The 10077-nt window shown below is 66.0% G+C and carries 12 protein-coding genes; 5 read left to right on the forward strand and 7 right to left on the reverse strand.

Annotated features, from left to right (window positions below; translation table 11 throughout):
- Window positions 1–46 precede the first annotated feature (46 nt).
- The 5 genes from LH128_RS23270 to LH128_RS23290 all read right to left on the reverse strand — a co-directional run bounded on the left by LH128_RS23270 (window position 47) and on the right by LH128_RS23290 (window position 4893).
- The gene (locus LH128_RS23270) at window positions 47–1588 is read right to left on the reverse strand and encodes a SulP family inorganic anion transporter (RefSeq protein ID WP_008832139.1); all 1542 of its coding nucleotides are present in this window, start codon (window positions 1586–1588) and stop codon (window positions 47–49) included.
- Entirely contained in the window at window positions 1585–2274 is a 690-nt protein-coding gene (locus LH128_RS23275; RefSeq protein WP_008832140.1) for a carbonic anhydrase, read from the reverse strand. Before LH128_RS23275 ends, LH128_RS23270 begins: the two co-directional genes overlap by 4 nt.
- A 137-nt stretch (window positions 2275–2411) precedes the next feature.
- Complete coding sequence (locus LH128_RS23280; RefSeq protein WP_008832141.1) at window positions 2412–3737, reverse strand: ATP-binding protein; 1326 nt, start codon at window positions 3735–3737, stop codon at window positions 2412–2414.
- Window positions 3737–4465 carry a response regulator transcription factor gene (locus LH128_RS23285; protein ID WP_008832142.1) on the reverse strand — a complete coding sequence of 243 codons (729 nt, stop codon included), beginning with the start codon at window positions 4463–4465 and terminating at the stop codon, window positions 3737–3739. The genes LH128_RS23280 and LH128_RS23285 overlap by 1 nt, the downstream gene beginning before the upstream one ends.
- 164 nt (window positions 4466–4629) lie before the next feature.
- Window positions 4630–4893: a hypothetical protein gene (locus LH128_RS23290; protein WP_008832143.1), complete on the reverse strand. Its 264-nt coding sequence runs from the start codon at window positions 4891–4893 to the stop codon at window positions 4630–4632.
- A 268-nt stretch (window positions 4894–5161) separates the two neighbouring features.
- Here LH128_RS23290 and LH128_RS23295 point away from each other — a divergent pair, with 268 nt between their 5' ends.
- From LH128_RS23295 to LH128_RS23305, 3 genes are all read left to right on the forward strand, one after another.
- Window positions 5162–5536, forward strand: a complete 375-nt coding sequence (locus tag LH128_RS23295; protein WP_008832144.1) for a hypothetical protein — start codon at window positions 5162–5164, stop codon at window positions 5534–5536.
- A 390-nt stretch (window positions 5537–5926) separates the two neighbouring features.
- Complete coding sequence (locus tag LH128_RS23300) at window positions 5927–6469, forward strand: hypothetical protein (protein WP_008832145.1); 543 nt, start codon at window positions 5927–5929, stop codon at window positions 6467–6469.
- Window positions 6470–6628: 159 nt separating this feature from the next.
- Window positions 6629–7780: a glycosyltransferase family 4 protein gene (locus LH128_RS23305; RefSeq protein ID WP_037521038.1), complete on the forward strand. Its 1152-nt coding sequence runs from the start codon at window positions 6629–6631 to the stop codon at window positions 7778–7780.
- A 130-nt stretch (window positions 7781–7910) separates the two neighbouring features.
- On the opposite strand, the gene LH128_RS23310 is transcribed toward LH128_RS23305, so the two are convergent.
- Window positions 7911–8264 (reverse strand): hypothetical protein, encoded by a 354-nt coding sequence (locus LH128_RS23310; RefSeq protein ID WP_008832147.1) that lies wholly within the window; start codon window positions 8262–8264, stop codon window positions 7911–7913.
- A gap of 405 nt (window positions 8265–8669) precedes the next feature.
- Between LH128_RS23310 and LH128_RS23315 the strand changes: the two genes are divergently transcribed.
- Window positions 8670–9098 (forward strand): OsmC family protein, encoded by a 429-nt coding sequence (locus LH128_RS23315; protein WP_008832148.1) that lies wholly within the window; start codon window positions 8670–8672, stop codon window positions 9096–9098.
- On the opposite strand, the gene LH128_RS23320 is transcribed toward LH128_RS23315, so the two are convergent.
- Window positions 9095–9535, reverse strand: coding sequence for a COG3650 family protein (locus LH128_RS23320; protein ID WP_008832149.1), 441 nt, complete (start codon window positions 9533–9535; stop codon window positions 9095–9097). The genes LH128_RS23315 and LH128_RS23320 overlap by 4 nt on opposite strands.
- A 308-nt stretch (window positions 9536–9843) precedes the next feature.
- Here LH128_RS23320 and LH128_RS23325 point away from each other — a divergent pair.
- The coding region (locus LH128_RS23325) for a hypothetical protein (RefSeq protein ID WP_008832150.1) at window positions 9844–10077 on the forward strand (234 nt) is incomplete at its 3' end.

A 10077-nucleotide genomic window follows, 5' to 3' on the forward strand; every position in this document is an offset into this window, starting at 1 on the left:
GGCCGGGTGTGAGGGTTCCCGGCCCGCCAGGTGTTCAATCAGATCGTCAGCTGGCCAGCGGCAGCGGGCGCAGGATGGCATCGGGACCGGTGATCCGGTCGCGCTGGCCACCCTGGCGGCGGCGGCTGATCCATTCGGACAGCGTCTCCGCCGTGGTGTGGTCCATCGCCTTGACCAAGCCGAGGTCGAGGTGGACCGGACGGTTCGCCGGCTGCTTCTCCAGCACCGCGTTCAGGCGGGTGAGCCCGACGAAGGTGGCCGCACCGTTCAGTTCCACGCGGGTCGCTTCACCTTCGTCATGCTCCGCGACCTTGAGCCGCAGGTGCTTGTAGTGCGGCAGCAGCTCGACGACCGAGAGCGCCAGGCCGACGAGCACGCCGGTCAGCAGGTCGGTGGTGACCACCAGCACGAAGGTCGCGGCCCAGATCGCTGCGGGCAGCGGGCCATGCGCCTTGAACAGGTGCGTGACGTGCTTGAGGCTGACGAGCTTCCAGCCGGTGACGACCAGAACGCCGCCGAGCGCGGCCATCGGCACTTCGCGCAGCAGCCAGGGCAGCAACGCGACGAAACCGAGGATCCACACGCCATGGAAGATCGTCGAGAGACGGGTCTTTGCACCTGCCTGCACGTTCGCCGAGGAGCGCACGATCACGCCCGTCATCGGCAATGCGCCGAAGACGCCGCACAGGAAGTTGCCGATGCCCTGCGCGCGCAGTTCCTTGTCGTAGTGGGTACGCACGCCGTCATGCATGCGATCGACGGCAGCCGCCGAGAGCAGCGTCTCGGCGCTGGCGATGAAGGCGATGGCGACGGCTGCGACGAGCAGCGCAGGCTGGCTCAGCGGCGCGAACCAGGCGGCGCTGGTCGGCAGGCTGAAAGCCGAGGCGATCGAGGCAGGCACCTCGATGCGGGCGACGTCCAGGCCCATGCCCCAGGCAACCGCCGTGGCGGAAACCACGCCGAGCAGCGCGCCGGGAACCAGACCCATCGACTTGGGACGCAGCTTTTCCCACGCGAGCATGACGGTGATCGTCAGCACGCCGATCAGCAGCGCCATTTCGGTTGCAGCCGCATTGGTGAAGTCGAGGCCAAAGACGCGCGCGGGCATCGCCGCGAGGTTCTGGAGGCCGCTCGACAGCGGCTTGGCGTCGAACAGGATGTGGAACTGGCCGATGACGATCAGCGCGCCGATACCCGCCAGCATCCCGTGAACGACAGCCGGGCTGATCGCGCGGAACAGCCCGCCGAGCCTGAGCGCACCGGCAATCAGCTGGAGCACGCCTGCCAGAAGCAGCACGGGACCAAGCGCCTCGAGTCCGTTCTCGCGAACGAACTCGAAGACGATGACCGCAAGGCCGGCCGCCGGGCCGCTGACCTGCAGCGGCGAACCCGCCAGCAGGCCGACGACCACGCCGCCGATGATGCCGGTGACGAGGCCCCTTTCAGGCGGCACGCCCGAAGCGATGGCGATGCCCATGCACAGCGGCATGGCGACCAGGAACACGACGATCGACGCCGTGAAATCGCGGCCGAAGTGGGAGAAGAGGCCTTGGCGGCCGTCTCCCACGCCAGAGGAAACCGAGGTCATTCTGCCGCTTCTGCGTATTCGGTGGCAAAACGGCTGCGGGCGGCGAGAGCAACCGGCAGGTCACGGTCTTCGCGCAGCGGCACGAACTCGCCGGTGTCGCCGTTGAGGCCAAGGACCTGACCGGCGTGAATGTCGACCATCCAGCCATGCAGCGTTATCTCGCCGCGCGCGATGCCCGCGGCAACGGCCGGATGCGTGCGCAAGTGGCTGATCTGGGCGATGATGTTCTCCAGCGTGATCGCGCGGACGCGGTCCTTGCCCTGAAGGTCGGAATGGCAGGCGCTGACGATGTTCTCGGCCGCGGCGCCGTGCTTGAGCCAGGCGGCGACGTTCGGCATCGCCTCGAGGCCGGTGGGATCGGACAGCGCCTTCATCGCGCCGCAGTCCGAGTGGCCGCAGACGATGATGTCGCGCACGCCGAGCGCCATGACCGCATATTCGACGGTCGAGGTGACGCCGCCGTTGAGCGTCGCGTAAGGCGGCACGATGTTTCCGGCGTTGCGGCAGACGAACAGGTCGCCGGGCTCGGCCTGCATGATCTGCTCGGGCACGATGCGCGAATCGGCGCACGAGATCATCAGCGCCTTGGGCGACTGGCCGTGCGTGGTCAGCTTGCCGAACAACTCGCTGCTGGCGGGGAAGAGGGTCTTCTCGAAGTTGAAGACGCGACCGATCAGTTCGTTCACTGGAACACCTTTCTTTTATCCACTGCCGTCAGCGCACGCACTGCGGCTCACTGTGGAAAGCTAGGTGCCGCGCTTGTCGCTGAGCGTGCGCGAACGTTACGAAAGTTTGCTGCGATGCAGCGTGTGTGAACTCCGGGTCAGTCCGTACCCATGGGCAGGCGGATGGTCGCCCGCAGTCCGCCTTCGGGCCGGTTGCGCAAGTCCAGGGTGCCGTTTTCCGTGCGCACGGCCTTGCGCACGATCGGCAGGCCGAGGCCCATTCCGGCGGTGTCCCGCGCCCGCGCCGTGTCGAGGCGGACGAAAGGCTGGAGCGCGTCGGTGATGCGATCGTCGGGGATGCCGGGGCCGTCATCGTCGACGGTGATCTCCACCGCCCCCCCGTCCCGGCGCACGCTGACGCGAACATTGCCGCCGTAATGCAGCGCGTTCTCGATGAGGTTCGACAGGGCCCGGCGGATCGGCACGGGCCGCACTTTGACTTCCAGGCTGGACACGCCGGAATAGGTCGCGTCGGCGCCATGATCGGCAGCGGTATCGACCAGTGTTTCGGCCATGACCGCGATGTCGATGCGCTCCGCCGGGATCGAGCGGCCGTCGCTGTCGACATAAGCCTGGATCGAATCGAGCAGCATGCGCATCTCGTCGATGTCGTGGTTCAGGCCGTCGCGCACTTCGGGATCGACGCTCTCGTCGTCGAGCCGCAGCCTCATGCGCGCGAGCGGGGTCTTGAGATCATGTCCGATCGCCAGCATCGTCTGGGTGCGATCCACCAGCGACTGGTGGATGCGTTCCTGCATCTCGTTCAGTGCGCGGATCAGTTCGCGCAGCTCGTCCGGTCCGCGTTCGGGCACCGGACGCGGCGGACCGGAGCCGAGATGGCGGGTCGCACCGATCAGGGTGCGGAGGGGCTTGAGCGTGGTGCGTACCAGCACCCAGGCAAGCGCGAAGAGCAGCAGCGTGGGCAGCACCAGCCCGGCGATCCGGCCCAGCGTCAGCTTCCACGCCGACTTCGCATGCGTATGGAACTTCACGAGGCTGTTGTCGGAAAGCCGGATCGAACCGCCGATGTTCCCCTTGCCCGGCAGTTCCTCGAGGTGAAGCTCGAGATCGGCCATGGCGAGTTCGGGCTGAAGGGCGACAACCTGCGCGCGCAGGTTGGTCAGCCCTAAGCTACCGCGGCGGCGGGTGCCGGGCGCGAACCAGTGCAGCTGGAAGCGGTCGGTACTGAGGACGTGGGCGATCTGGTCGCGCTCGCCCGCCTCGGCATGTTCCATCGTCCGGCGCGCGAGGACGAGGTTCTCGGCGATGCGCTCGGCATCGTCGCGCCGCAGCATGAAGGAATCGACACGCTCGAACAGGAAGGAGTTCGCCACGAAGTCGATAATGACGACGACCAGCAGCACCGCGAGCAGCCGCTCGGGCAGGCCCATCCGCCTGAACAGGGCGACGAACCTGCCTGCCATCAGGTGCGGATCACTTCCGCCTTGAACATGTAGCCAACGCCGCGAACGGTGACGATCGGAGATTCGGAGCCCTCGGCCTGCAGCTTGCGGCGCAGGCGGCTGACGAGCACGTCGATCGAGCGATCCGAACTGTCGCCGATGCGCGAGCGCGAAAGCTCCATCAGGCGTTCACGCCCGAGCACTCGCTGCGGGTATCCCAGGAAAGTGGAGAGCAGGTCGAACTCGGCGCCGGTCAGATCGACGATCGCACCGCTGGGCGAGCGCAGTTCGCGCCGCGCCATCGAGACTTCCCAGCCGTCGAACCGGATCGAATCGGCGGACCGCATCTCGGGCACCGGCTCGCTGGTCGAATCGAGACCGCCGCCGCGCCGCAGGACGGCGCTGACGCGCGCAGCCAGTTCGCGGGTGCTGAAAGGCTTGGCGAGGTAATCGTCGGCGCCCAGTTCAAGGCCGAGCACGCGGTCTTCCTCGCTGCCGCGCGCACTGACGAAGATGATCGGCACGTCGCTTTCGCGGCGCAGGCGGCGGAACAGGTCGAAGCCGCTGGTGCCCGGCAGCATGATGTCGAGCACGACCAGGCTGACCGTCGCCTCGCGCAGGGTCACCCACATCTCCGCGCCGGTGGCGGCGGTGAGCACGTTGAAACCGCTCTGGCGCAACGCTCGCGCGGTCAGGGTGCGCAACGCGCCATCGTCCTCGACGAGCAGAATGGTGGAAGGGGTTGTCATAGTCTCGTGCGGGTGTCTGTAGCGGGGGGCGACCGTCATCGTGCTGGTTGTCTCTGCTGTCTATAGGCAACCGGCGCGGTCAGGCAAACCGCGCCGGTCGGAAATTGTCCTGCCGCGCTCTTTCGCGCAGCAAATCTGCACAAAAGGCCAAGGCGGCGGATGCGTCAGTCCTTGGTCACGGCCGCATCGGCGACTGCCAGAACCGGACGCTCTGCCTGCTCGGCCTGGACGACGGCGTGACGGCAGGCGCGGCCCTTGGACGGGTCAGGATGGCAGACGGTCGGAGCCGAAGCCTTGCCCTGCGCGCGCGCCACGATGGTCGGATGGCCCTTCGAGGCGGCGACGCTGTCACCGGCATAGGCAGTAGCGAGCGATGCCGAAGCGGGCGTGGAAAGCGAAACAAGGGCAAGAAGAGCGGCGGAAATCATCGGTATTCTCCAATCTGGCAATGCAATGACGCCAGATTGGGGAGCCCGCGTGTCACGTTTCGGGCGGACGCGTGACGAAACATGTCTGGAACCGCTTCATCTGCAGCCCCGCATCGCCCCATGTACCGCTACGCATACAATTGCGTACAATCGTGAATGGATTCTGCCAGATCCGCTTCGATCCGGTTCAGGAGCCGGGGCTTATACCAAACTTCACACGGGGACAACGGCTTCCTTGATCCGCCACCCCGAACAAGGAGTTGAAGCCATGACCATTTTCAAGAAGACCGCGCTGGCCGTCGGCCTCGCCGCCACCGCTCTTGCCACTACGACGCCGGCGATGGCGCGCGACTGGCACCGGGGAGGCGACAACACCGCTGCCGTCGCTATCGGCGCGGGCATCCTGGGCCTTGCCGTCGGCGCGATCGCCGCCTCGTCCAGCCGCGACCACGACCGTTACGACAATGCCCGCTACGACGACCGCTACTACGGTTCGAGCTGGTCCTATCGCGACGGCTACTACTGGAATGGCGACGGCAACCGCTACTCGCGCGGCGACTACGATCGCTACAACCGCGATCACCGCGACGACCAGCGCCGCGGCTACTACGGCGACCGGGGTGACTGGCGCCGCGGCTACTGATCGATCGAATACCAGCGAAGCCGGGTGACGCCCCTTTCGGCCCCTCCCCGACTTCGCGAGACGCCCGGCCCCTCCTCCTCGGCCGGGCGTCTTTGCATACGCCGTCAGAGCAAGATCGATTTCAACCGTATCATTGTCATTCCCGCGAAGGCGGGAATCCATCTTCCGAGGGCGCCTGTTGCATGATCGTCAGATGGAGGGGCCCTGCCGTCGCGGGGATGACGAACGGTGTTTTGGCCGAACACGATCACGCCCTCGCCCGCAGCTCGCCGCATGCCTGATACGCCTCGCGACAAATTCACTTCCGGTTCAGTCCATCCGGCCCATGTTTCCAGCGTGCCCACCGCTACCGCCGTTACCCGGTCGGCCCGGAAAGGGAGACGTCACGTCATGAGTATAAATTTGAAATCCTTCGGGAAAAAACTCGCGCTGGGGGCCGCACTCGCCGCCTCGGTGCTGGTGACCACATCGCCAGCCCAGGCGCGAGACCGCTACTACGGGCGCGGTGACGACACTGCCGCCATTGCCATCGGTGCGGGCGTGATCGGCCTTGCCCTCGGCGCCGCGATCGCCGACCGCGGTGATCGCAATTACTACGATCGCGGCTACTGGGGCTCGCGCCGCTACGTCACCGTGCGCGACCGTCCCGGGTATTATTATTACTACGACGGCTACCCCAACCGCTATTATCGCGATCGCTACTACGACCGGGACTATTCGCCGTGGTATCGTGATCGTTGGCGCGACGGCGGCAATCGCTGGGACCGTGGCCGCGACTGGCGCCGGGACAGGCAATACGATCGTCGGGATCGCTGGGACCGTCGTGACGATCGCCGCTGGGATCGCCGTGACGGACGCTGGGATCGCCGCGATGACCGCAGAGACGACCGGCGAGACGACCGCCGCTGGCGCGACCGCGATTATCGTCGCTGAAGCATAGCTGCGATGCTTTCCGCGGACGGCTGCCCGATCGATGGCAGACCGTTCGCGGCCTCCCTCGCCCCCAATGCATACGGCCATGAAATCCATCGGGGAGCGCCTCATCATGCACCCTCGCCAAGTGCGGCCGGGGCGGCTATGGGGCGCTCCATCATGGACACCGCAGATCTGCGCATCGCCCTGTTCTCGGGCAACTACAACTACGTCCGCGACGGCGCCAACCAAGCGCTCAATCGTCTCGTCGGCTACCTCCTGCGCCAGGGCGCGCAAGTTCGCGTCTACGCGCCGACCGTGGCCGAGCCCGCGTTCGAGCCGACCGGCGATCTTATCAGCGTGCGTTCCTTCGCGATTCCCGGACGTCCGGAATACCGCGTTCCGTTCTCGATCTCGGGCAAGGCCCGCCGCGACCTCGCGAAGTTCGCGCCGAATGTGGTGCACGTCTCTTCGCCCGACCCGGTCGGCCACCAGGCGGTGACCTGGGCACGCAACCGGACCATTCCGGTGCTGTCCTCGGTCCATACCCGGTTCGAAACCTACCTGCGCTACTACAACATGGCCTGGGGCGAGCCGGTGGTCGAGGCGATCCTGCGCCGCTTCTATCGCCGCTGCAACGCCCTTGTCGCGCCTTCGGAAAGCATGGCGCAGCTCCTGCGCGAGCAGCGCATGAACTACGATGTCTCGATCTGGTCGCGCGGCGTCGATCACGAGATATTCAACCCCGGCCGCCGCGACCTCGAATGGCGCCGCAGCCACGGCATCGCCGACCATGAAGTCGCCATCGGCTTCCTCGGCCGACTGGTGATGGAAAAGGGGCTCGACGTGTTCTCGGACACGCTCGACGAACTGCGCCGCAAGGGCATCGCCCACAAGGTTCTGGTGATCGGCCAGGGGCCTGCGCGCGAATGGTTCGAGGAACGTCTTCCCGGCGCTGCCTTCGTCGGCTTCCAGGGCGGCGCCGACCTCGGCCGCGCGGTCGCCTCGATGGACGTGCTGTTCAACCCCTCGGTCACCGAGACTTTCGGCAACGTCACGCTCGAGGCCATGGCCTGCGGGCTGCCCGTCGTCGCGGCGGCCGCCACCGGCAGCCAGAGCCTCGTCGACGACCGCGTCTCGGGCCGCCTGATCCCGCCCGGCGCCGTGCACCAGTTCGCCGAAGCGCTGAAAGGCTATATCGAAGATACCGAACTGCGACGCACCCATGGCGCCGCCGGCGTCGCGCGTGCCGGCGAGTTCAGCTGGGACCGCATAAACCAGGCCGTCGCCGATACCTACGTGCGCCTGATCCGCCAGAAGGCGCGCGCCTGAGCACATAGCAACAAGGCGCGGCGGTGGTGGCTACCCGCCGCGCCTTGCGCTTCTCCCCTTCCCTCGGCTCTGCGCGAAGGCCCAGCCGACCTTCGCGCGCGTTCTCCCTGCGTCTTCTCTTTTTATACCGTCATGCGACCTTGCGCTGCAGACGGACCAGCGCGCGGTCGATCTCGGCCCGGGCACCATCCCCGATCTCGCCGGTGACCACCCGGTAGACGATCCGCCCGTTCTCCAGCGAATAGGCCACCGTCGCCATGCCGTCGTTGAAACTGGCAAGGTAGAGCGCGGGCTTGCGCTGGAGCAGGGCGAGATCGTCCGCTCGGGGAACCAGGCTGTCGCGCATGTAGTACGCACCGGTCATCGCATCCGCCTCGACGGACACTTCGGCAGCGTGACCGGTTCCGGTCATCGCCATTGCTGACGGGAAAGCCATTGCCGACAGGGCAAACCCTACCTGCAATGCTGTCAGGAATCGCTTCATGACAACTATCCTCTTCCGGTGCGGCACCGTCGTCGCGGGCCGTCATCTCACAAGCCGAGAGGTACCATGCGCACCCACCGCGACAAAGCGAACAATCCTCAAGAAGCTTAGGATTTCTGCGCTTTTTGCGCTGCGCAACGATTGGTGTACCGCATGGTATCACGGGCATCAGCCCCGCTTTCGGCGGGATGTGAGGGCGCCGCGCCCCCTGCCCGGTGCCAAGGCGTAAAAGGCTCTTCCAGGAAGCATCGCCCGGGCGTAGCCTCGTGCTGCAACGCGAGGCTCGCCAAACCCGCTGCGGCATCGTCACGCGGCAGACTTTCGGAACCTGTACAGAGCCCCGGCGTTGCAGCCAGCGCCACTTCGGCCCGCCAGCAGTAGCATCAGCACCAGGGGAACCTCGACATGACCACCAATACCGCTTCCGCCCGTTATGTCGGTCTCGGCAAGGACGGCAAGGGCTCGATCACCACGCGCTCGGGCGTGTTGTCAGACCAGCCCTACGGCTTCGGCACCCGCTTCGAAGGCCAGCCCGGCACCAACCCCGAGGAACTGATCGCCGCCGCGCACGCCGCCTGCTTCACCATGGCGACCAGCTTCGCGCTCGCCCGCGCAGGACACGCCGAAGGCACCCTCGACACCCAGTGCACGGTCACGCTCGACAAGGACGGCGACGGCTTCTCCGTCACCAAGTCGGCCCTGACTCTCACCGCGTCCATACCCGGCATCACGCCCGAGGACTTCGCCAGCATCGCCGACGAAGCCAAGGCCGGCTGCCCGATCTCCAAGCTGCTGAACTGCGAGATCACGCTCGAAAAGTCGCTCGGCGACTAATTGCTGCCCGTGCGCGGGCTGCGGTCGGTCCAGCCGCAGCCCTGCCGCGTTTCCTCGCCGATCTGCAAGGTGATGGTAAAGGGATAGCGCGTGTCCGACATGCCGTCGCTGCAGACCGACGGCGTGACCGCCAGCGTCGCCGCACCGCCCGACAGCTTTCCACTGAACGAAACCCCGCCGCGACCGGCGAAGCGGGTGACCGGCACTGTTTCGCCTTCGGCATTATCCGGGGTTGTATACGTCAGGCGCGAGGACGCGACCTGCCCGCCCCAGAACGGCTCCGTACCGACGAAGTGCACGGTCTCCGTGACGGCGATGCCGTTCCACGGCCGATGATCGGCAGGATCACCGGGCAACCCGTCCGAAGCGGAATGACATGCTGCAACTGCGAAAATGGCCAGCAGTGCGCTCGCCCGGTACGGTCTGATGCTCGACATGAGTTGCACGGTACGCCTCTCCCGGCCGGCGGGCAAACTTTCGCATGCGATTCGACAGGCCGCCGGTGTGATTCGGCTGATTCCCTGACCCGACGATGATGAATTTGCGGTCATGCCTGTTTTTTCTTCGCGCCTTGCAACGCCGATTTGCTTAAAAATCAGGCACATTGTCCAATAGTTGCAAAACTTGCAACATCCAGTTCGGGTATTGAAATTGCACTCCCGTTCAACATCCGCTTTTGCTGCAGCGCACAAGATAAACGTCGCCCGAGGCGATCCAGCCTCATCCAGAATCTAAGGATTTTGCCATGTTCAAGACTGTTCTCGCCTCTGCCGCCGTTGCTCTCCTCGCCGTTCCCGCCGTCGCCCAGGCCGACGACAGCCGCGAATTCTCGCACGAAGGCGTCAACTACAACTACACCACTGCCCAGAAGGGCAAGGTTACCGTGATCGACGGCGCGACCTCGGCCGGCATCCCCTTCCGCCTCTACGTCAAGGGCGGCCGCGTGACCGGCACCTACAACAGCCGTTACGTCTCGTTC

This window comes from Sphingomonas sp. LH128 (assembly GCF_000293195.2).
In the GTDB taxonomy this organism is placed as follows: Bacteria; Pseudomonadota; Alphaproteobacteria; order Sphingomonadales; family Sphingomonadaceae; genus Novosphingobium; species Novosphingobium resinovorum_A.